Origin of the sequence: Reichenbachiella carrageenanivorans (assembly GCF_025639805.1) — a bacterium.
In the GTDB taxonomy this organism is placed as follows: Bacteria; Bacteroidota; Bacteroidia; order Cytophagales; family Cyclobacteriaceae; genus Reichenbachiella; species Reichenbachiella carrageenanivorans.
The window spans coordinates 1,259,891-1,282,862 of sequence record NZ_CP106735.1; the positions used below are offsets into that span (position 1 = coordinate 1,259,891).

General features: G+C 43.2%; 19 protein-coding genes and 1 tRNA gene. 2 read left to right on the top strand and 18 right to left on the bottom strand.

The annotated features are described in order from the left end of the window. Window positions 1–3: 3 nt before the first annotated feature. Window positions 4–3,282 (bottom strand): amidohydrolase family protein, encoded by a 3,279-nt coding sequence (locus N7E81_RS04970; protein WP_263052181.1) that lies wholly within the window; start codon window positions 3,280–3,282, stop codon window positions 4–6. A 43-nt stretch (window positions 3,283–3,325) separates the two neighbouring features. Next, complete coding sequence (locus tag N7E81_RS04975; RefSeq protein WP_263052182.1) at window positions 3,326–4,873, bottom strand: M61 family metallopeptidase; 1,548 nt, start codon at window positions 4,871–4,873, stop codon at window positions 3,326–3,328. Between the two features lie 131 nt (window positions 4,874–5,004). On the opposite strand from N7E81_RS04975, the gene N7E81_RS04980 reads away from it, so the two are divergent. After that, the gene (locus N7E81_RS04980; protein WP_263052183.1) at window positions 5,005–5,808 is read left to right on the top strand and encodes an SDR family oxidoreductase; all 804 of its coding nucleotides are present in this window, start codon (window positions 5,005–5,007) and stop codon (window positions 5,806–5,808) included. A 316-nt stretch (window positions 5,809–6,124) separates the two neighbouring features. Here the strand turns inward: N7E81_RS04980 and N7E81_RS04985 are convergent. From N7E81_RS04985 to N7E81_RS04995, 3 genes are all read right to left on the bottom strand, one after another. Further along, a tRNA-Val gene (locus N7E81_RS04985) sits at window positions 6,125–6,202 on the bottom strand. Window positions 6,203–6,274: 72 nt separating this feature from the next. Then, window positions 6,275–6,931: a DUF2461 domain-containing protein gene (locus N7E81_RS04990; protein ID WP_263052184.1), complete on the bottom strand. Its 657-nt coding sequence runs from the start codon at window positions 6,929–6,931 to the stop codon at window positions 6,275–6,277. Beyond that, window positions 6,922–8,202: a UDP-N-acetylmuramoyl-tripeptide--D-alanyl-D-alanine ligase gene (locus tag N7E81_RS04995; protein ID WP_263052185.1), complete on the bottom strand. Its 1,281-nt coding sequence runs from the start codon at window positions 8,200–8,202 to the stop codon at window positions 6,922–6,924. The genes N7E81_RS04990 and N7E81_RS04995 overlap by 10 nt, the downstream gene beginning before the upstream one ends. Window positions 8,203–8,307: 105 nt before the next feature. On the opposite strand from N7E81_RS04995, the gene N7E81_RS05000 reads away from it, so the two are divergent. Beyond that, window positions 8,308–10,443 (top strand): T9SS type A sorting domain-containing protein, encoded by a 2,136-nt coding sequence (locus N7E81_RS05000; RefSeq protein ID WP_263052186.1) that lies wholly within the window; start codon window positions 8,308–8,310, stop codon window positions 10,441–10,443. A 49-nt stretch (window positions 10,444–10,492) separates the two neighbouring features. Here N7E81_RS05000 and N7E81_RS05005 read toward each other — a convergent pair whose 3' ends face one another. From N7E81_RS05005 to N7E81_RS05065, 13 genes are all read right to left on the bottom strand, one after another. Further along, window positions 10,493–11,005 (bottom strand): hypothetical protein, encoded by a 513-nt coding sequence (locus N7E81_RS05005; RefSeq protein ID WP_263052187.1) that lies wholly within the window; start codon window positions 11,003–11,005, stop codon window positions 10,493–10,495. Between the two features lie 10 nt (window positions 11,006–11,015). Beyond that, on the bottom strand, window positions 11,016–11,813 hold the full coding sequence (locus N7E81_RS05010) for an amidohydrolase (protein ID WP_263052188.1): 798 nt from the start codon (window positions 11,811–11,813) through the stop codon (window positions 11,016–11,018). Continuing rightward, a complete protein-coding gene (locus N7E81_RS05015) occupies window positions 11,801–12,934 on the bottom strand; it encodes a methionine aminotransferase (protein WP_263052189.1) in 1,134 nt (377 codons plus the stop codon). Before N7E81_RS05015 ends, N7E81_RS05010 begins: the two co-directional genes overlap by 13 nt. Window position 12,935: 1 nt before the next feature. Beyond that, on the bottom strand, window positions 12,936–13,490 hold the full coding sequence (def, locus tag N7E81_RS05020) for a peptide deformylase (RefSeq protein ID WP_263052190.1): 555 nt from the start codon (window positions 13,488–13,490) through the stop codon (window positions 12,936–12,938). Then, window positions 13,487–13,900 (bottom strand): Holliday junction resolvase RuvX, encoded by a 414-nt coding sequence (gene ruvX / locus N7E81_RS05025; RefSeq protein WP_263052191.1) that lies wholly within the window; start codon window positions 13,898–13,900, stop codon window positions 13,487–13,489. The genes def and ruvX overlap by 4 nt, the downstream gene beginning before the upstream one ends. Further along, the gene (locus N7E81_RS05030; protein ID WP_263052192.1) at window positions 13,901–14,641 is read right to left on the bottom strand and encodes an iron-sulfur cluster repair di-iron protein; all 741 of its coding nucleotides are present in this window, start codon (window positions 14,639–14,641) and stop codon (window positions 13,901–13,903) included. Between the two features lie 75 nt (window positions 14,642–14,716). Next, complete coding sequence (locus N7E81_RS05035) at window positions 14,717–15,682, bottom strand: AAA family ATPase (RefSeq protein ID WP_263052193.1); 966 nt, start codon at window positions 15,680–15,682, stop codon at window positions 14,717–14,719. A gap of 5 nt (window positions 15,683–15,687) precedes the next feature. Next, a complete protein-coding gene (locus N7E81_RS05040; protein ID WP_263052194.1) occupies window positions 15,688–17,037 on the bottom strand; it encodes a peptidylprolyl isomerase in 1,350 nt (449 codons plus the stop codon). Next, window positions 17,018–17,884: a peptidyl-prolyl cis-trans isomerase gene (locus N7E81_RS05045; protein ID WP_263052195.1), complete on the bottom strand. Its 867-nt coding sequence runs from the start codon at window positions 17,882–17,884 to the stop codon at window positions 17,018–17,020. Before N7E81_RS05045 ends, N7E81_RS05040 begins: the two co-directional genes overlap by 20 nt. Beyond that, on the bottom strand, window positions 17,874–19,835 hold the full coding sequence (locus N7E81_RS05050) for a peptidylprolyl isomerase (protein WP_263052196.1): 1,962 nt from the start codon (window positions 19,833–19,835) through the stop codon (window positions 17,874–17,876). Before N7E81_RS05050 ends, N7E81_RS05045 begins: the two co-directional genes overlap by 11 nt. After that, window positions 19,832–20,251, bottom strand: a complete 420-nt coding sequence (locus N7E81_RS05055; RefSeq protein WP_263052197.1) for an ATP-binding protein — start codon at window positions 20,249–20,251, stop codon at window positions 19,832–19,834. The genes N7E81_RS05050 and N7E81_RS05055 overlap by 4 nt, the downstream gene beginning before the upstream one ends. A 1-nt stretch (window position 20,252) precedes the next feature. Further along, entirely contained in the window at window positions 20,253–20,594 is a 342-nt protein-coding gene (locus N7E81_RS05060) for an STAS domain-containing protein (protein WP_263052198.1), read from the bottom strand. A gap of 1 nt (window position 20,595) precedes the next feature. After that, window positions 20,596–22,650, bottom strand: a complete 2,055-nt coding sequence (locus N7E81_RS05065; protein WP_263052199.1) for a GAF domain-containing SpoIIE family protein phosphatase — start codon at window positions 22,648–22,650, stop codon at window positions 20,596–20,598. Window positions 22,651–22,972 lie beyond the last annotated feature (322 nt).

The following is a 22,972-nucleotide window of genomic DNA, read 5'->3' on the forward strand; positions in this document are numbered from 1 at the left end:
CTATCAATGCCCTGTTTGGCAAGAGCAACCCTCTTCGCTAGCACCGTGCCAGTCGAAGGAGGGAGCATAGCCATTCTGCTCCCAGTAGAATTTGCCACGAGGCGCATCATAGTTGCCGATTTCGTTCATGGTGTTGGCATCGTACAGTCGACCGTTGATCATGGTATATACTACCGAATTGGAGTTTTGAATGTTCTCCAATGGATTTTTGTCCAATACAATCAGATCTGCCAGTTTTCCTACTTCTATAGAGCCAATTTCTTCATCCATACCCAGATAGTTGGCACCGTTCATGGTGGCTGCACGGAGGGCTTCCATATTTGTCATGCCACCTTGTGTCAGTTCCCACAGTTCCCAGTGTGCGCCTAAGCCCTGCAGCTGTCCGTGAGCACCTAGGTTTACTTTCACTCCAGCATCAGTCAAGGCTTTGCAGCTTTTCGAAGCCAGTATGTGTCCGTTGTCATACTCTTTCATGGGGATCATGGTGCGGTGCCTAGATCTCGAATCCACGATAGATCTTGGCGTAAAGCGGAGGAGCTTTTCGTCTTCCCATACATTCGTAGTTTGATACCAGTAGTACTCGCCACTCACGGCGCCATAGCTTACCAATAGCGTAGGTGTATAGCCCGTTTTGCTGGATTTCCACAGTTGGATCACATCGTCGTACAGTGGCGCTACGGGTAGATTGTGCTCCACGCCAGTGTGTCCGTCGAGTATCATGGTCAGGTTGTGAAAAAAGTTGGAACCACCCTCGGGCACTACTTCTACTTGCTGCTCATGTGCCGCTTGGATTACCTGCTGGCGCTGGTCTCTTCGGGGCTGATTGTAGCTTTTCACCGAAAAGGCTCCGAAAGCTTTGGTTCTTGTAATGGCCGAGCGGGCATCTTCCAGACCATTGATGACTGCTTTGAAATCACCATCTGCTCCGTACAAAATCACGCCAGTAGAAAATATCCTAGGCCCCACCATGGTACCTGATTTCACCATTTCGGATTGAGAAAACACCATTTCGGTATTGGAAGAGGGGTCGTGTGTAGTGGTGACGCCATAGGCCAAGTTGGTGTGGTACTGCCAGTGCTGCTGTGGGCTTAGGCCGTGTCTAAACTGCCCTACATGGGCATGCACATCTACTAAACCAGGCATAATGGTCTTGCCGTTGGCATCTATGATTTTGGCATCAGCTGGCAAGTTCACGTCTGTGCCTACTGCTATGATCTTGTTTTCTTCCACGATCACCGTTCCGTTTGTGATCACTTCGTCGCCCTTCATGGTGATGATCCGGGCATTTGTGAAAGCCACTTTGCCTTTGGGCTTGTCGGACGCTAGCTGCAAGTTGATTTTTACCCCTACCGAATCCATAGGAGGAATGCTATCAGGCGCACCGTCTATGAAGAGGAAACGATCATTGATGGCATTGCTAAAATATTCGTTGCCAAGAGTCCAGTTGAGTCGTTTGGAGTCTGACGACCATTGTAGGTTGATGCCAGCATCTTTGGCTACCTGTGCCACGGGTACGCTGGTAGAACTGCCATCGAGTTCTAGCGTTTTCCCCGCCAAGGGCATGGCGGCGATGTAGACCTTGTATAAGTTGGAATAGGCCACCCATCGCTCGTCTGGGCTCGGTAGGATGCGTTGCGCATATTTAGATTTTACAATTTCTCTTTTGTCTGTGCCGTCGAGTTTGATGGATTTCAGTTTCTTTTCTAATGAGCCAAAAAGATACCCTCCCGTCTGGTAGTAGATACGGTTTCCCGCTTGATTGAAACTAGGGTTTGTTCCTTCGTCTGTGATTTTTTCTAACGTAGCCATCGACTTTTTGGCGTCTTTTACTTTGAGCAAATACAAGCCTGGTTCTTTGGTGTGCACATAGCCTTGATGGCCGTTGCCGCCTTCTTTTCTGTAGACCAGTGTGTTTCGATCACTAGGGTGAAAAGAGGGTTCTCGGTAGATGGCTTTTTCGCTGGTTAGTTTCACAGGTTTGGCTTTTGCCGAAGTCATATCCAGTCTGTGGATGGCACCCATGTTGTCGTCATTCCAGGTGACGAAGGCTAGGTATTTTCCATCTTGAGAATAAGCGGGTTCGAATTCTAAATTGGTGCCATTGGTGAGTCTTGTAGGTGTGCCGTTCGGCAACGTTTTTTTCCAAAGAAAACCAGCAGCATTAAAGACTAAAGTCTGTCCATCGGGCGAGGTCACGGCTTGGCGGATGGCCTTGGCAGTGAATTGGTCTGGAGCCACTTCGTTTTTGAATTTCAATGCATTTACGATTTTGTGAGTAGCAGTGGCCTCGAAAGGAATGGTGACAACTTCGAGTGTAGAGACGTTGATTTTTCTGATTTTGCCTTTGGCCCAGATGATGATGTGCTGGTCGTCAGGTGTCCAGTTGAAGCCAGTATAGGGTCCAAAGATCGCCCAAGCTTCTTGTTGGTCTTTGGTAAGGTCGTCGTAGATGGGCCATTCTTGCCCAGATTTTAGGTCGTGGAGATAGAGTACCGTTTTTTCGCGAACGCGGCGAATGAAAGCCAAGCGATCGCCCTGATGAGAGACCACAGGTCGGATGGCACCGCCAGATCCGCCTGTCACTCGTTCTATTTTGCCTTTGTCCAAGTCGTATCTTTTGATGGCGTAGATCTGGCTGTTGGGGTCTTTGTTGTATTGGAAATAGCCCCCTGGATACATGTCCTCGCTGTAGTATATATATTTGCCATCCGACGATGGCCAAGGTTCGCCTATGTCTTGTTGCTCATTTTTCTTGGCTATTAGTTGGATGCCTTGCCCGCCAGATTTGTGATACATCCAGATTTCTCCTGCACCTACAGATCGTTTTGAAGAAAAATGTTTTCGTGCATAGAGGTAGTTTCCATCGATAGACCATACGGCATTGTTTAGGAGTCTGAAAGTTTCTTTGGTTACAGCTTTGGCACCAGTACCATCTGTGTTCATTACCCAGATGTTGTCGCCCCCTCCGGCATCACTAGTGAAGCTGATTTGTTTGCCGTTTGGACTAAACCTAGGTTGCACGTCGAAGGCATGGCCTGTTCGGATGGCTGTGGCCTTTCCTCCAGTGATGGGGAGTGTATAGATATCCCCGAGTAGATCAAATACGATCATAGATCCGTCTGGACTTATGTCTAGGCTCATCCATGTGCCTTCATCAGAGGTGATCGTTGTTTCTTGAAAGGGTAAAGTGGGCTCGGATACGTTCCATTCTTTTTTCTTGTCTTGTGCCAGAGTGGAATGGAGCATTCCGAGGACTAGCAGGCTAGTGAATAGTTTATTCATGAGATCAGGGGTGAATGAGCTAATGTCTTTGAAGAATAAAGGGTTATAAATTCGTAGTCCAAGCTTTTCGCAAGGCCAATTGTTTTTCGTTGGCATCTGGATTGATTTCGAAAATGAATTTTTTAGTTTCGGCGTCCTCTCCTTCTCCTATTGTTCGTTCGGAAATGAAATTGACACCTACCTTATCGTAATATTCTTTTAGCGGAAGCGGTTGGGTATCCATGATATAACGGGCGAAAAAATCAGCAACTTCTGGATAGGTCATTTCTGTAAAGATGTCGAAGAATTTTGTCTCGGGAAAGGCATGGTCTGGCCCGTACTTTTTTGACAGCTCATTGACTACTTCTCTCAGGCCTCGTTTGCCATTGGATTTGTCTAGGAGGAGAAGGTCGAGGAGATTGATCACTACTGCACCACGGTAGTAGATATTGCTATATTGTTTTTGACCCTCTGCTGTGAAAGATGTTTCGGCCAATTTTACCAAACTGTAGTTGGGGTCGAAATAGGTAGCATCCACTTTGAGTTTTGTGCTGAGCTGGGAGAGCAGATCGTCCAACGTCATCAGGCCACCACGTACTTGCATCATGTCAGAAGCCCATTCTGTAGTGGCTTCGTAGAGCCAGAGGTGTTTCGATGGTGTCGGCGTTACGAAATTGAATTTTTCGATGACTTCGCTGTGAATGTTGAGTGGTGTGATGATGTGGAAAAACTCATGTGCTGCTGTGCTGGTGATTTTGGCTCCACCACCGTTTATGTAGTCGGCTTCCTTGTAGATGTATTCTGAACTGTATGAGTGTTCCCAAGCACCAGCACTTACATCTTCGAAATGAAAAAGGAAGGTGTATCTGTCCACAGGAAAGTTGACTACAAACTTGTGTGCGGCTTCGAGCATAGCACTCATACTTTCGAGCAGATCGGCAGAAGTGATTTTATCCGTTTTGCTGTAAGTATAAAGCTCAATATCCGTTCCGTTAAAATCGGCCTTGGCGGAGGAAAGACGACCCAAGAGAATAGGAGAATCTACGGCATGGTCGAAATTTTTGGCGTAGTAGGCACCTGTTTCATTTTTGGATAAGGCTGTGCCTATTTGCCATTTTTCGGGATAAGCCAAATTAAGGGTAAGTGCTTCGCTTTGCATGTCTTGCGGATAACCTATTACACAGTGTGCATTGAAAAGCACGTGGTCGTCTTCCATGGACGTGCCACACATTTTATAGATAGGCATTTCGTCTAAGGATGTGTCCCAGGTTTCTGCTATAGTATATTCTAATTTGGTGATTTTCTTAGGGTTGGAGAGTTTCCATTGGTTGTCTCCTACTTTTTCAGTGGCTATTTCCCTTCCTTTTTTATCGTAGGCTTTGAAACTCCGTACGAATCGCCCGATGTTCATGGTTTGGTAAGTGCCAGGCGCTGTGGCGGCAAACTGGTAGATGTTGTTTTCGTCCGTGAGACCGTCTACGGTTAATATGACTTTGAATTCGTCGTTGCTACGGTCGTTGAGGTTGATGCTGTAGTTGAGATTGGCCTGCTGGCCAAAGGAGAGGAGAACGATGCCTATTAATGTATAGGTGGTTGTGATCAATTTTTTCATTTTGAGTGTTTTAGCTTTTAAGAGTAAAGCAAGCTAAAACAGTTGATTGATTTCTTAAAGAAATCTTTGATAAACGGGTGACCATGGGGTTGGATAGATCAGAATAGCATATCATCTGCTAAATTAGCTAGATGAAAACAGTAAGCATATTGGGATGTGGGTGGCTTGGGCTTCCTCTGGGTAAACATTTGGCGAAAGCTGGCTATGTGGTGAAAGGCAGTACAACACACGCATCAAAAATGGCGCAGATAGAAGAAGCCAGCATTCGGCCCTATCATTTGACATTCGCGCCTGATTTGGAGGGGGAGGCGGAGGATTTTTTTGATTCGGATGTGTTGCTGATCAATCTGCCTCCTAGAAATAAAGATGGTCAAGCCGATTTTCATCAAAATCAATTGTTGGCTATTCGCGAAAGGATTGAATCCAGTCACGTACTTTTTATTAGCTCTACGGCGGTGTATCCTGCCAACGACGAGGAAGTGACGGAGGCTGATGCGTCGGCAGATTGTGTTACCCGTGGAGGGATTCACCTGCTAGAGATGGAGCGGCTTTTTAGCGAAAGCCATGATATTCGAACTACAGTGATTCGATTTGGAGGATTGTATGGGTCTGATCGTCATCCTGGTCGATTTTTAGCTGGTAAACAAGGGCTGTCTGGTGCTCACAATCCAGTAAATATGATCCATTTGGAGGACTGTATAGGGGTGATTCGGGCAGTGATAGCAAAAGACATTTGGGGAGAGGTATTCAATGCTTGTGCGCCTTTGCAAGAGACTCGTCAATCGTTTTATGAAAAGGCGGCTGTAGCCTTGGGAGTAGCGCCTCCGAGTTTTACGGATGCTCCTGCGCCATTCAAAAAAGTAAACGTAGATAAGTTGCTTCGCATGACGAACTATCGATTCAATATCGAACGGAATTATTGGATCAGTCTGTAAAGTTGGGGGGTTACTACATCTATAATTGATGCCCAATTTAAAAACTATCCTGTTGGTTTTAGAAAACAGTCACTTAGGCGGGCTGGCGAAAAATTGGTGACGATGTGGGTAATGGCCTTGCGCCTTTAAATTTTTCTTGATTTTTGCATCCTTTTTCTTGATAAAAAGGATGAGCCTCCATGGCTTTAATGGTGGTAAAATTCAGATTTCCCTAGATACGGAGTGATCCGTGATTCTCCATTATTTTGGATCTAAAAACAAGCAAAAAAGGAATGAAAACAAAAAAGCCATTGCGATGTGCAATGGCTTTTTGTAGTGGTGGGCGCTGAGGGATTCGAACCCCCGACCCCCTCGGTGTAAACGAGGTGCTCTGAACCAGCTGAGCTAAGCGCCCTTGATTTGGGTGTGCAAAAATAGATTATGATTTTATATTACCAAATGTTTTCAGAAAAAATTAAAAATATTTTTAACTAGTCGCCTCTTTTAGGTACGCATTGAAGGTATGGGCACTTTTGTAGGTAAAGACCAGTGACTCAAAAAAATCATCTGCTACAAGATCTTTTTCATTAAATTCTCTAATAACATAAAAACTTTTCAATCGAAGCAGGTCAATATTCGGGTGATCTTTGGGATATCCTTTTGGTGCTGTTTTTAATTTGTCACCTCTTATTTCTCCGAATGTTTCTTGAAAATCTTTCGTTTCGAGCAGTTGCTGGAGTGCGTCTGGGTTGTAATCTATTTCCTGACGAATCGCTGCTAAAGTTTCTGCTGGTGGCCTGTAAATACCGCCACCAGCAAAGTTTTGACCAGGGGCCAGATGGATATAAAATCCAGTGCCTTCAGTTTTCTTGCCATTTGCACCCATCAGCGCGCCGAAATTGGTTTTGTAAGGTGTTTTGTCTTTGCTGAATCTAATGTCTCTATTGATGCGAAATATGCACTTCTTAGGGTCTACGTCTGTGAGCTCAGGGTCAAACTTGGCAATCTCTCCGATAATGGACGAGACGAGTGTGATAAAATCTTTTCTACAATTTTCGTAAGTTTTGCGATTGGCATCAAACCAGTCTTTGTTGTTATTGACAGAAAGCTCGTTTAGAAATTTGAGGGTTGGTTTTAAGTCCATAGTTCGGTGTGTTCGGTGAGTTGCTCCATGCGCATCCCTCTCGAGCCTTTGATCAATACTGTGGCTCCTGCCAAAGGTTGTTTTTGAAGCAGGCTAATTAAATCTTCTATTTTGACAAATGCTTTGGACTTTGAATGGTTATAGGCATTTACAAAGTCATTACCTACCCAATACACGGCATCTAATCCTAAGGTTTCAGCAAAGTCAATTACTTTCTTATGCTCATCTAGTGAGTAGGTTCCGAGTTCCTTCATATCTCCTATGATGGCGATTCTGTTTTGACTTTTGATTACGGCTAGATTGTTTAAGGCAGCAAGCACGGAATCAGGGTTGGCGTTGTAAGCGTCGAGTATGATGGTATTGGATCCGAGTTCGATCATCTGAGATCGGTTGTTGTCGGGCATGTATCCGTCGATAGCTGGATATGGGTCTTCTACTTTAAAATACTTTCCTATCGTCACGGCGGCACAGATATTCCAAAAATTGTAAGCTCCGATCATCTCTGTGGAGTGCGTATCGCCGTACTCATCCTTGTAGTATACAAATGGCGTCGCAGATTTCAAGGCACACCATTCATTAGGATAAGTGATGGCATTGGCAAAGCGCTTCGACATGTTTTGAAGCACAGGGTCTTGTAAGTTGATAAATGGCACCCCTCCTGTTTTTCTGAGGTAGTCAAAGAGTTCGCTTTTTGCTCGGATGATGGCTTCTTTACCTCCAAATTCGCCAATATGTGCCGATCCGATATTCGTGATTAGCCCATGGGTAGGTTTGGCAATTTCACATAATGTGGCGATTTCTCCTAAATGATTAGCTCCCATTTCTACGATCACAAATTCCGTATCGGATTCGATCGTGAGCAGGGTGAGCGGCACCCCGATGTGGTTATTTAGGTTGCCTTTGGTGTATTGAACCTTTCTGTCCGAGGCCATCACACGAGCGGTGAGTTCTTTGGTAGAGGTTTTTCCATTGGAGCCCGTAATGGCCAAAAATGGAATGTTGAATTGGCTGCGATGGTGACTGGCCAATTGCTGCAAACAGGTTAATACGTCATCTACGAGTAGAAATTGATTATTAATTGATGATTGGGGTTCGTCTATGATGGCTAGTAGTGCCCCACTGGCTATGGCTTGTTCGGCATAGGCGTTGCCATTAAAGTGCTCCCCTTTGAGGGCAAAGAAGAGTTGGTTTTTTTGCAGTGCGCGTGTGTCGGTACATATGCCGTCGCTCAGCAAAAATTTTTCGTAAAGGAAAGAAATGGTTTGATCCAAATTTGTTGTTATTTGTATGGCAACCCACAAATATATTTATCAGCACCCAATAATTATGAATATTGTTGGTTTGATTGTCTGCCAGTCGGTTTGCACTTCTAGTATATGATGAGAAATTTCCTTTTTTTATTGGTTCATTTCCTGTTTGTAGCTCCGTTATCTGCACAGGTGGCTCTGGAGTTTGTATATCCTGAAGTAACTCATGGTAGCAAAATGCTTCGTTTACCTTTTGCTGGAGGAATCAATAGTGCTCAGTATCAGACTATAGATTTAGATGGAGACGATGATTTGGATTTGGTGGTTTTCGATCGCTCGTCCGATAAAATCAATTGTTTTGAAAATACAGGGACACAATATGACTATCGCCCAGCTTTCGAATTTTTGTTTCCTACAGATATTCAGCATTGGATGGTTTTGGCAGATTTTGATTGTGATGGCCAAAAGGATCTTTTTACCTATACAGGACAAGGCATTCGGGTTTTTAGAAATGTAGCCACTGGTGGAGGACCTATTTGGGAGTTGGAAATAGAGCCACTCAAAACTCAAGGTTCTAGTTCTAAGATCAATTTATTGTTTAATCCTACAGACATTCCATCTATATCTGATATAGATGATGATGGTGATTTGGATATTTTGGTTTTCGAATTTTCTTCTAGCAATCAAATCGAGTTTCATCGAAATCATTCGATCGAAAACAGCCAAATCTGTGGGTTGGATTTTGTCCGTGAGACGAGGGCGTATGGAGACATCAGGGATTGTGGTTGCGATGATTTTACAGTGGATGATCCTTGTGCTTCTACAGGCAGAATCCTGCATGCAGGAGGCAAGGCACTGCTTTCGTTAGACCAGAATGCCGATGGCTTGATGGATCTGGTGGTGAGTCAGGAAACCTGTGAAAACTTGAGCTATACGCAAAATATAGGCACTACCTCACAGGCTGTTTTTGAACCTTTTGTCAATGATTTTCCGCTGTTTACTTCACCTATAGGTTTTGTTAATTTCCCAGCTGCTTTTTATGAAGATGTAACTTTCGATGGCCAAAAAGACATACTCGTATCGAGCAATATGAGAGCCAACACGACACAAGAAATAGATTTTCAAACGTCAAGTTTTGTGTATCAAAACAAAGGAGCAAATGCGTTTGCTGCACCAGCGATCTTTTTACAAAACGAAATGATTGACGTGGGCGAATTTGCTTATCCGAGCTTGGTGGATATAGACGGGGACGGTAGTCAGGATCTGGTGATTGGTAATGCTGGTCGTTTGATCAATGGTATATACCTCAGTACACTCATGACCTATCAGCGTACATCCGCTGGGCTGGTACAGACGACCGACGATCTCTTTGGTCTTTCGGCTCTTGGTTATACGTATATCAAACCACAATTTGTGGATATCAATAGCGATGGAAAAATAGATTTGGTGTTTTCTGCGCTCGATGATTCTCATGCTTTTCGGCTTTACTATGTGCTCAATACCGCAGACACTGGGATTGCTGTAGACTTAAATCAGATACAATCGATTCCGATCTCGTTTACGGTATTAGATGATTTTCACCTTGATGATGTAAATGGCGACGGGTTTATCGATTGTTTGCTTGGTTTGTCGAGTGGAAAATTAAATTATTATAGAAATGACGGTACTCATGATCTGCCCACATTTGTATTGGATACAGAGGCTTTTTTGGGTTTAGATTTCAATAGTTATAAAAGCAATTTGTCGCTGAGTACAGGTGACTTGGATGGCGATGGTCGTACTGATCTGATTACTACGGACCGAAGCGGGGAATTGGCTTTTTATTCCGATTATGCAACTGGCACAGCTGTGGCACAGCAAGCCCTGATCCGCTTGGACGTTTCGGAAAACTTACTTCCTTCCCGTTTGGGAAGAGTCACCAAGCCCGCCGTTGGCGAATTGCTCGGTCGAACGATGGTGGCAGTTGGGAGTATTCAGGGGGGAATTAGGCTTTTGGGTGTGCAGACAGCTTCAGCAGTAAATGAGCTTACGCTAAAAGCCTTTCCTATTCCGACTAATGAGGATCGAATTGTTCATTTCCAATCTAACCTATCCGAGACTCGATTAGAAATATTTACCCTGACGGGTAAAAAGGTCGCTGAGCTCATGCTTATGGCTTACCTGACTTCTGCCGTTCATTTGAGTCACCTTGATGATGGTTTGTATTTGGCTAAAGCCACAAATGGAGGCCAAAGTTGTAGTGTGAAAATACTGGTGGGGCCATAAAAAAGCCTATCTAAATAACATTAGATAGGCTTTTAAAAGATTAAATATCTTATTGGCAAATGTCTATTGTGAAGTTGCCGTTGACTGAAGAGGTGTTGTCTCCTCCGTTTCTAATATCAAGCCTACCTTTTACCTCCGAATCGGTTACACTCAAAATTTCGATAGCACCCTCCGTAGCGATGATGTTGAGCGGGCCAAAATCTCCTCCTGCATCTGGATCTAGGAATGTAGCAGTTTTCGAATTGTCCAAATCATCAAAATCAAATTTCAGCTCGGTCACTCCTACCTTATTGTCCAATGTAAAAAATATTAAGACACCTCTGTCGCTAAATACATCACAAGGCGTTTCAAAATCTTTGCCGAATAGGTTGATCGACAAACGGTCATTGGACGAAGAGGAAGCATACCCTGACCCTAAAGTCCAGTCTTTGTCGTTGATGGTTCCTTGTGCTACTTGTTCTTTAAACTCATAAGAAGAGTCGCTGCCACCGTCTTCATCTTCGCTACAGCTAAAACTGATAAGTACAAGACAGGCAAAAAGGACAACTGATAATTGTTTCATTGTTCGATTGTTAATTTGTGATTGAAAATTCATCGCTATCCGCGACAAAGGGATATTTTCTTCTGAAGTCCTCTTGTTCAGATTTTTCCAATTTTTGAATAATAATTCCTTCTTGGTCGGTCAAAAAGGCTTGAGATTCACCTAAATAATCGTAAACAGCACTATGGCCTACATAGGCGTAGTCGTTGCCATCTTTGCCTACTCGATTGCAGCCGATGGTATAGCTCTGGTTTTCAATCGCTCTCGCTTTGAGCAAGGTGTCCCAAGCATTAATTCTTGGTTTAGGCCAGCTAGCCACATAGAGGAGCAAGTCATAATCGTAGCTGCCTGTAGATGGGTCTACTCTGTTTTTGGCCCAAGCTGGAAAACGCAAATCATAACATACCATAGGGCAAATTTTCCATCCTTTATATTCGACGATGAGTCTCTCTGTGCCTCCTTTGAAGTAGAGTTCTTCTTTGGCTAGAGAGAATAGATGACGCTTGTCGTAGGTCTGGTAGCTGCCATCTGGAAAGGCCATAAAAAACCGGTTGTGATAATCGGTGCCTTCTTTCACGATATAGCTTCCGCCTACCAGTGCTTTTTTTTGGTTGGCCATTTGGAGGAGCCATTTGTGGGTTTTTAGGCCGGGTACTTCTGCCAAGCCTTCGGGAGTCATAGAAAACCCTGTGCTGAACATCTCTGGTAAAATGATGAGATCTACAGGCTCGGTGATGCTCCATATTTTTTCTTCGAAGTTTGCCAAATTGGCTTCTGTGTTTTCCCAGTGGAGATCGGACTGGATGATGGCAACGGTTAGATCTGACATAGTTTTTGTGCGGCTTTTTTGATGGTGTCTTCGCTTTTGGCAAAACATAACCTGATTTGTTTGTTGTCGGAATGATCGGTATAGAAGGGCGATAGCGGAATGCTTGCTACGCCGTAGTTTCTAGTGATCCATTCGGCCATTTCTCGGTCTGGTTTATCACTGATGTCGGCATAGGAGAAGGTCTGAAAATAGGTGCCCTGGCATTTCACTGGTTTGAATCGCGAAGAAGCCATTCCGTCTAACAATAAGTCTCTTTTCTTTTGAAAAAACTGTGGCAAGTAGTGATAATGGCTTTCGTCTTCGAGATAGTCTGCCAGTGCCCATTGGGTAGCGGTGCTTACGCTGAATACTAGAAATTGATGTACTTTCTGAATCTCTGTAGTTAGAAAATCTGGGGCTACCGTATAGCCCATTTTCCAGCCTGTGGCATGAAATGTTTTCCCAAACGAATAGATGACGACAGATTTTTTTTTGAGCTCGTCATGTTTGAGTGCTGATGCGTGTGTCTGTCCATCGAAAATGATATGTTCGTAAACCTCATCGCTGATCACATAGATTTCTTTACCTCGTGTCAATTGGGCCAATTGATCGAGATCTGTCGATGATAAGATAGCGCCACTTGGGTTGTGTGGTGTATTGATGATGATGAGTTTGGTCTTCTTTGTTATTTTCTGTGCTACTTCGTCCCAAGGAATGGAAAAATCATTTTTGTCCAAATTGATGTTGACTGGTACTCCACCGCACAGCTCGATAGTAGGCAGGTAGCAATCATACGCTGGGTCGAAGAAGATCACTTCGTCTCCCGCATGCACTATCGCCGTAATGGAGGCAAATAGCGCTTGGGTGGCGCCAGCTGTTATGGTGACTTCGTCGGGGTGGATCGATACGCCATAAGTGCGATCAATCTTTTTGGTAATAGCCGCTCTGAGGCCAGGTACGCCTGGCATGGGTGCATATTGGTTGTGCCCTTGTTGCATGTAGTGATGAATGCGGTCGATCAACTCTGGTGCTACATCAAAATCTGGGAAACCTTGTGCTAGATTGATTGCGCCACACTCATTGGCCAGTTTTGTCATGACGGCAAAAATGGATGTTTGGGCATTAGGTAGCTTGGAGATCATCTTATTTCCGTGAAGGAATTTTGATTTTGTAGTCGGCCTCACACTTGCCTTTCGAGATATTGCTGAGTTTGCCTTTAAGAACTCTTTTTTTGAATGGTGTAAGGTAATCTGTAAACAGCACGCCATCGATGTGATCGTATTCGTGTTGGATGATACGGGCTTTCATACCGTCAAATTCTTCTTCGTGTTCTTTGAAGTGTTCGTCTAGGTAGTTGATCCTCAACTTGGCGTGGCGAGAGACTTCGGCACGAATACCTGGGATACTCAGACAGCCTTCTTCGAAAGCCCACTTTTCTCCATCTTCCCATACGATTTCGGGGTTGATGAATACTTTTTTGAAGTCTTCCATGCCTTCTTCTTCGAGCGGGCTGCCGTCTACCACAAACATGCGGATGGATTTGCCGATTTGTGGTGCGGCTAGGCCGATACCACTGGCTTCATACATCGTTTCGAACATGTCGTCTTTGAGCTTGATGACATCAATGCTGCCTTCTTCTATTTCGTCTGCTTCCCGTTTTAAAACAGGATCTCCATATACTACAATGGGGTAAATCATAATCTTGATTCTAAATATGACTGTAAAATGATCGTTGCGCTCAGTTTGTCAACGTTCTCTTTTTTCTGTCGGTCTTTCTTTTTCATTCCTCCACTGATCATTGCAGCCATGGCTATTTTGCTGGTATATCTTTCGTCCATTTGATGGATGGTATGATCAGGAAAATTTTTCTTTAGCAAATTTATAAAAGACCGTACAGAAGCTGTACTGTCTGTGTCTTTATTCATCAAATCCTTGGGCATGCCGATCACAAAAGCTTCGATGTTTTCTGTTTCGTGGTATTTTTTTAGAAAGTCAATGGCTTGGAAGGTTCGGACGGTATCGAGTGGTGTGGCAATGATTTTGAGGGGGTCAGTCACTGCGAGTCCGGTGCGTTTGGTGCCAAAGTCAATGGCTAGAATTCTACCCATTTAGTTTTGACTGTAAGTAATTTGAAGTTTTTCTTTGGCTTGCTTTTCGAGCATCAGTGCTTTAGGAAAGAGTACATTGTTTTCGATATGGGCATGTTTGGTCAACTCTTGGTCAAAAGCCTGCAGTTCTTTGAAGATCACTTTGAGTTGTATGTCGTCGATGTCGTCTGTTTTGTATTCGTTGGTGATTCCTCGAATTCCTTTCATTTCATCATCAGAGTCGCCATGATGCAGGGCAAATTCCTGAATGGAGAAAGCATCTATATTGATCAGTATCTTAGAGGAGGTAGTTTTTCCGATAATAAAACATTCTAAATCATGAATATACGAAAAGAGCCTGTCTTCTTCTTCGTAGATATGATGAATGAAATCATCTACAAACATGGGTATGATCATTTTCAAATCGTTGACCAGATTTTGATCTAGGGGTGCATTTAGGCTATCAATCTGCTTGAGTATGAATGGCAAACGATCCTTGATGAAAAGCTCATGGGCATGTTTCAAATAGCTGATAATCAACCTTGCGGGAAATTTTTTGAGCTCGGAAGCCTCTATAGTCGCTGGGTGTTGTGCTCGCTCAATTACTTCGAGCAATTGACCTATATTGATCTTATGTTCTTGGCAGACTTGCTGTAAGGTTTTGTTTTTAGATTTGTAGTACTGCACACCGAAATAGTCTAGCACTTTCGCGTATACGAAGTTTTCATTGACTAATATTTCGATTGATTTATTTTTCATCATTCACGGGCACTTTTACAAATATAAAAAAATTGGAAGAGAGCCAATCACACAATGGGCGATTCGGAATGAAAATCTTTACAAGATGTCTGCGATGATCTGACTGATTGAGATGCCTTCGGCTTCTGCTTTAAAGTTTCTCACAATTCGATGTCTTAAAATCGGCTCAGCGATGGCTTGTACATCTTCGATGTCTGGCGAATATTTACCATTGAGCAAGGCGTTGCATTTGGCGCCTTTGATTAGAAACTGCGAGGCTCTAGGGCCTGCTCCCCATTCTAAATATGACTTGGCGATGTCAGAGACCCTGTCAGATTCTGGTCTGGTTTTGTGTACGAGGCTCACGGCATATTCTATGACATTATCGGCTACGGGCACTTTGTTTACCAATTGCTGAAAAGCTAATATTTGCTTGGCATCTAGTACGCCCTTTACGTCTTTGATTGCACCAGCCGATTCGTTTTTTACAATGTTGATTTCGGATTCGTATGAAGGATAATCCAAATTGATCATAAACATGAATCTATCGAGTTGTGCTTCGGGTAGTGGATAAGTCCCTTCTTGTTCGATGGGGTTTTGGGTGGCCAATACGAAAAAAGGTTCATCTAGTTTCCATTGTTTGCCAGCTACCGTGACCGAATACTCCTGCATAGATTCTAGTAAGGCGGCTTGCGTTTTGGGTGGCGTACGGTTGATCTCATCAGCTAGGATGATGTTCGAAAATATTGGCCCTTTGATGAATTTAAAATTTCGGTCTTTGTCTAAGGTTTCAGCTCCCAAGATGTCGGATGGCATCAGGTCTGGTGTAAACTGGATTCTGTTAAAATCTAAATGCAAAGCCGAAGCGATGGTTCTAATCAAGAGGGTTTTGGCTAGACCTGGTACGCCCACAAGCAGGGCGTGCCCTTGGCAGAATATGGACGTAATCAATAGTTTGACTACGTCATCCTGCCCTACGATGACTTTAGAAATTTCCTTTTTTAGATCTATATAAGCTTGATGCAATGCATCTGCAGCTTCTACTTCAGTTGTGTGTTCACTCATAGGACTCAATTTACCAAAATTCGGCATTTTTCAAACTCTGGATCTACATGGATATATACTTCTCCTTGTGTTTCTTGGAACCAATCAGACATGATTTGGTTTCGTTTGTTGGCGACTGTAGCCGCACGTATTTTTTGATAATCTTGTAGCAAATTGGCCTGATGAGGAGGTATTTTTTCTTTGTACAGGATGATACGTACTGCATCCGTACCGTCTGCCATTCTGAATTCCATCGGGCGAGTGATACTGCCTACTGCCATGGTATCAATAGTGAAGAAAAGCGTAGGGTCTAGCTCTTCTACTGATACTTTCATGGCGCCAGTTGCGTCGCTGAAAAAACCACCGTTGCCACTGGTCTGCTGGTCGTCGGAGTGTTCTTTGGCAAACACTTCGAATCGCATGCTGTCGTTGATCACAGCACTTCTCAAGCTGTCCAAAAACTGCTTGGCGTCTTCCACATCACTTGTAGTCGCTTTTGGGATGATTAGTATGTGTCGAGAGTTGTAGGTGTTTCCTCTCCTTTCGATCAATTGGATCAGGTGAAAGCCAAATTGAGATTCTACTGGTCGTGAGATTTCTCCGGGCTTCATACTTAGTGCTGCTGCTTCGTATTCTGGAGCTAGTTCGCCACGCTTGAAAAAACCAAGCTCGCCACCAGCACTAGCAGACCCAGGATCTTGAGAAAACTTCTTGGCCAATTGACCAAAGTCTTCGCCATTTTCAATTCGTTTTTTTAAATCGAGCATTTGGTTTTCGATTTCTTCTTTTCGCTTGTCGTTCACATCTGGGATTTTTACTATCTGACCGATGGTGACTTCTGTAGAGAAATAGGGTAAACTATCCCGAGGAATGAGCCCGTAGAATTTTTTTACTTCTGCTGGTGTTACGCTTACGTCTTCGCCGATGGTACCTTGCATTTTTTGTACGATCATTTGTTCTTTGATTTGATCGAATAGGTCTGCTTTAAACTCAGAGATAGATTTGTTGTAGATTTCTTCTAGTCTTTCTTCTGAGCCGATCTGCTGAATGAAATAAGACATTCTTCGGTCGAGGTTGTTTTCTACCTCAGCGTCTAGTACATAGATCGAATCGATTTCGGCTTTGGCTACCATCATCTTGTTGATGACTAGTGATTCCAGAATTTGGCATTTTGGGTCACCTTGAGATAATTCTCCTCTGGAGAGGAATTCCAAATAGGCACGATCCAGTTCGGATTTGAGTACGATATAATCGTCTACTTTGGCAATGATCTTGTCGATCACTACGCCCTTATCTCCTGCCGATTGCGCTTGAGCTTGTCCCATCACACTCATCAGTACCGCTATCAGCCCTAGCTTAATATAATTCAAATTCATTGTTTTCTTTGGCTACTTTGTAAACCTCTTCTTCTAATTCCTTTCTTAATGCTACCTTCTTTTTGTTGATCAGGATGCTTTCTATGTCATCTTTGATGTAGGCCAGTGGTGCAATCTGGTCTGATATTTTGTAATCGAGTATTCGAATAAAGTAATAGTATTTTTCGTCTGAGGTTTCTACAAAACTGTTGTTCTTTAAAAAGTCAGCTTTTTCTTGTACGCTGATCAGTGGTGTATTGCCAATGACCTCATCAAAATTGATCCAAAGTTCCGTTTCCAAGGATGATTTGGAAGCAAAGCGATAGCAGTATGATTGAATCTCTTCTAGGTCGGTGTCTGGGTAAGTGCGAATGAGCTTTCGAAAATTGTCGATTTGTGGAGCTTCTACGGGTACCATGGCAAATAGACAGCGCATGATATTTTGGCGAAGCACAAAGTTTTCAAATTTCTCGTTGTAGTATTTCTCTATTTCCTCGTCAGAGGTCTCTTTGTCTAAATGCTGATTGATGTAGTGCATTTCGAATTCATGAATCATTAAAGCATATCGGTAATCCAAAATCTTGCGTTCGATCTTGGCTTCATCAAAATCAAGTTCTGTAGATGCTCTTGCGATCGTCAATTGCTTTTTGACCCACGAGTCTATATACTTAGATACGATCATGCTGCTGTCTGCAGGGTTGTTTCGTGGTACGAGGCTACTGATGTCCTCATCATAGAGATAAATATCGTTGACACGAGCCAGCTTCACACGGTCGTCTACAGCCTGGGTGGTGTCTGTATAGTAGAGCTGATCACAGGCAGAGGCCCATAAAACAGCTATTCCTGCTATGTATATTTTAATCTTCAAATCCTTCTATGTATGATTTAAGCACTGACTTATTCAATTTCATTGGGTACTTTTTACTCAATGCTTTCAACCATTGTTTTTCTAATTCATGTTGATAATCGGAAATCACTAACCCTTTGATTTCTGTGAGTGGCTTGTAGCCATCTGGTTGAATAGATACGACATGCCAAAGGGTAAAATAATTTTTTCCTGACTGAACAGAGCTGCCAATTGCCCAATGATCGTCCAACCATTTGTTTTTTCCTTGCTCGATTTTTTCTTCAAAAGTCTGCAAAGTTAATGGTTCTTGGCTATTGAATAGGCTATCCAATTCGGAATTTGTCTTGTCTAGCTGTGTGCTAACGCTTTGAAGCACAGAAGAATCCTTGGATACGAATCGACGAACCACTACGTGCTCGGCTAGCTTGTAGTTTTTCTTTTTGTTCTTGTCGTAAAATTCTTGAAGACCTATACTGTCTACCATGGCTTTGTTCCACACTTCTGTTTCCATTAGGTTGAATAGCAAGATACCACTTCGGTATTCGTCTAGTACCATTTGGTAGTCATAGTTGTGGGCTTCGATCAGCTCTAGTTCTTCGTCGAAAATGCTCTTTTCCACGAATTGGTTGTATAGCTGATTCACATATGTGTCTAAAGCGGTTAGTTTTCGTTTTTTCTGCTTTTCTTCCACATAGTCGAAAAATAGTTGAAGGGTATAGTCGGTATTGTTGGTGGTGAATAGTACTTTGGATCCGTTGGTTTGTGATTGCTCATTGTTCCATTGGGCTGTGAGCAAGGTTGAGTCAAAGTAATTTGCCAGTTGGTTGAATACGATAGGGTTGATTTCAAAATATTGTGATTCCTTGAGTTTGGTTATTGCCACAGATTTCTTGTCTTTGGCACGAGAGTCTCGAGATATCTTGGTTTCTAGTTCGCTTTGCATTTCTTCGAAAGAGGCGATTCCTTTTTGGTCTATGAGCTTGATGATGTGATAGCCAAATCGGGTCTGAACGGGCTCAGATATATCTCCCGTTTCTTTCAAAGCAAAGGCAGCGTCTTCGAATGTGGGTACTAGTTGGCCTGTGCCAAACCATTGCAATTTACCTCCAGCAGGCTTGGTGCGAACGTCGTCTGAATAGAGCTTGCATTGTTCGTCCCAGGAAGCTCCTTTTTTCAGATTATCATAGATAGAGGCTGCTTTACTTTTGGCTGTAGCCATCGACAGACTATCAGGCTTGGCGCGTATCATGATGTGTGCGACTAGCACTTGGCCTCTGGCCTTTCGTTTGTCATTGATTTTGATGATGTGGTAGCCAAACCGTGTTTTTACTGGGCCTACGATGTCGCCGATTTGATTTTGATATACAGCATTTTCAAAGGGATAGACCATTTGTAGTGCAGAGAAGTAGCCCAAGCTGCCGCCGTTTTGTTTGGCGCTGGGGTCGTCGGATACTTGGGAGGCTAGCGTTTCAAAATCCGCACCAGCTAGTATTTTATTTTTGATGTCTAAGGCTTTGTTATAAGCTTTTAATGTGTCTTCTGGGTTTGCTTGCTCATCGGATTTGATGAGGATATGAGAGGCTGATACCTCTTGGGTGAGTCGCTGATAGGCTTCGGCTACCATTTGTTCGTTTACCTTGGTCTGCATGAGGTAGGGCTCGGCCAGTTGCTTTTTGTACCCTTCAAATTCTTCTTTGAATTCTGGGGTTTGGTCTTGACCTTGTGCTATGGCTTCTTTGACTTTAAGTCTAAAGTTGACATACAAGTCTAAGTATTCGTTGACTTTGATCTTGGCACTATCTGCCGAGGGCTCTTCTGCGTTTTTTAAAAAGTAATAATTGAATGCTTTGATGCCGTAGGGTTCGCTGTCCAGTTGGAATAGCACTTGATCGTCTTCGTTTGATTGGGCGAAGGATAAAAGTGGCAAAACAAGAAGGAAAAGAAGGGATGAAAATCGAGTGGATTGGATCATTTGGTTTTCGTAAACTTTTTAATCATTCTACAAATATTCTTATTTTCTTCATTTTTGAACTCTACAGTGTCCATTATATTTTTGACGAGCATGATGCCGAGGCCACCTTTTTTTCGTTTGCGGATGATTTCTTCGAGGTTGGGTTCTTTGTAGTTGTTGTAGTTGAAGCCTACGCCGTAATCTATGATTTCGAATAGTACACCATCTAGACCATGATCCTCTATGAATACTTCCAAGCATTCGGAAGGATTGCACTTGTTGGAGTGAATGATCAAATTGGCACAGACTTCGTCTACGGCAAGTATGACCTTGTGTGCATCTATTTCGGACAAGCCAATATCCGTCAGGACTTCCGCCACAAAGTGTCGGATTTCTTTCAGTCTTTCTCTTTTACAATTGGTCTTGAATTGATGCATTTTATTGGATGGCTGCTAGCGCCTCTTCTTTAGTGTCTTTGATATTGATCAATTGATTTAATCCTAAGATTTCGAAAACTTCTTTCACCTTGGGAGCCATGCCGTAGATCACAAATTTGATTTTTTGGTTTTCTAATTCTTGAATGATAGACATAAATACGCCTAAACCAGCCGAAGAGATGTACTCCAGCTCGGCCAGATCTACAATGATTTTTTTACTCGATGTCATGGCGTTTTTCAGCCCTTCTTCCAGGTGGATAGACGACGAAGCATCTACTTCCCCGCCTACAGACAGTTGATAGTACTCAGGGTTGTCATTGATATGATTATCTATTTTTATCATTCTATTTAAATTTCACAATTAAAAGGGTGTAGTCATCATTCAAAGATTCTTTTCCACAGAACTGGTATAACTCTTCGATAATGCCTTGTTGAATAGCGTCAGGTGATTGGTGAGCGTACTTGGTGAGTGCACGCTGTAGTCGATCGAAGCCAAATTGCTCCTTGTCGTGATTGCTTGCTTCGGTGATGCCGTCGGTATATAAAACCAACACATCCTTGGGCTGATAAGCAAACTCGTTGACTTGTACGTATTTATGGAAATTGAAGTTTCTTAATATGCCTAAACCCAGACCTCTATTTTTAAAATATTCTGTTTTGCCTGTTTCAGCGCTATAATAAAGGGATGGACAATGACCTGCTCTGGCGAATGTCACTTTCCTTTGATTATTGTCTATCACAAAGAATGATACAGTGATAAAAGACGTGCTTTCTAGACAGCGACTCAGGGCGTTGTTGGCATGTACTAAAAATTCTTTTGGACTCAGATCCAATTGTACCAAACTCTGAAACACGCCTTTCATTTGTGCCATGTGGAACGCAGCAGAGGTTCCCTTGCCAGATACGTCGCCGATCACTAGGGCGGTACGCGCTTCGTCGAGCTGATAGATGTCGTAATAGTCGCCTCCCACTTCGTCCGCTGCTTGAGAAAAAGCATGAATATCGTAAGCTTCGCACGGTTCTAGCCGCTCAGGTAGCAGTTTGTTTTGTACTCGGTTGGCGATTTTGAGTTCTTCTTTGTAACGCTCATTGGTGATGGCTTCGTTGAGCAGGCGAAAGTTTTCTACTGAGATACTGGCTTGGTTTACGAAGGTGTCGATGATATCAATCATCTCTCTATTGAATCCGTCGTTTACTTCTTTGAGCAAAGCCAGCACGCCGATTTTTTCCCCTTTCACCGTGACCGGAAACTGGAGGATAGATCGATAGTTTGCATTTTTCAGGTTGGCAGAGATCTTGAGCGACTTGGGATTGCGTTCAAACTCCGAATTTAGTATTTTTTTAAAGCGGCTGTTTTGCACGGCTTTAGTAATATCGGGGATCAGTTTGGGATCCAGATTATGTGTGAGTGTGACCTCTACGTTTTTGATGGGGTCGGAGATCTGGAGCCAGGCTGCTTCCGAATAGACGGCGCTCACAGCACTGTCTAAGAGGATTTCATATACTTTTTCTTCGCTTTCGCCAGCAGGGATAGATTGACTCAATCGCTGGAAATTGACCGCTTCTTCTAATTTCTTTTCGAATACTGATGTGGTGGGCAGGTTGAACAAAATCACCAGTAGCGCAATGACACAATAGATCACAATAAAAGTGATCAGTGATAGGATAAAGACACTGTCGAGGAGGTCTCGGCCGAGCTGTACTTTCTCCGAGAAAAACATCAGGGTTTTGAAAAAGTACCAAATGTAGATCACGACCAAAAGCACGAAAAGGATACTTCTCCATTTTTGTTTGAAATTGAGATAAGCAATCCATTTCAAATTGAACGAAAGGGCTAATCCTATGATGACTAACAGACCGTAAACGGCTAAAAAGGCAGGGTCTTGATAATCGTGCGAAAACAGATCGAATACGAGTGTGCCAAACAGAGCATATTCGTAGAGTTGCCAAGTGGCCAATAGCGTTTTGGATTTCTGATAAAGGATCAGACGCTTCCATACAATAAAGGTAGAAACCAGAAAGGCAATGATGAGCCCTATATTGATGTGGTAGAGAAAGTTGATGACCAGCGTATTGCTTCCTACCTTGCTACTAGCAAAAATGGTAAAGAAAAACTCTATGCTGAGTGTGACGACGGTAGCAATGAGCCCTGATACAAATACCCGCCAGAGTAAGTCTACGAAGTTGACACTTTCGGCCTGACCGATGTTGAATCTATAAAATAGAATGAGCGAAATGATGAATAGCGCCAAAAGGGCGTTGGACACAAAAGCGGGGAAACCAAAAGCAATGCCGTTGAGTTCGCTAAATAAGGCCATGAGATCCACTATGGTGAATAGCGACCAGAAGATAATCCCGAGGATTACACTTAATCTAATGATTCCTTTTTGTGACAGCATTCAGTTGCTTTGATAACCGGGGCAATTTAGTAAATGTTGGGGAATGGAAAGCATGCATGTAACGCCCGAACCAAGCGCTTAATTGGTAATAGGCACAAAAAAAACCGGCGTTGGCCAGTTCTGCTGAGGCTTCTTGTTCATAAAACCCCTTTCGCGATGATCTACTTTTTCTTGGTCATCACCGCTGTGACTTTGGTAGTTGTCTGATTACAACTATTTTCTGATACAAAGAACGGCCTTTTTCTCACAATAGTTACGGTGCTATTATTATCCTTAAGTTAATTTTTGAGTGTCATATTTCAGTAGAGCTAAAAAAATAAGC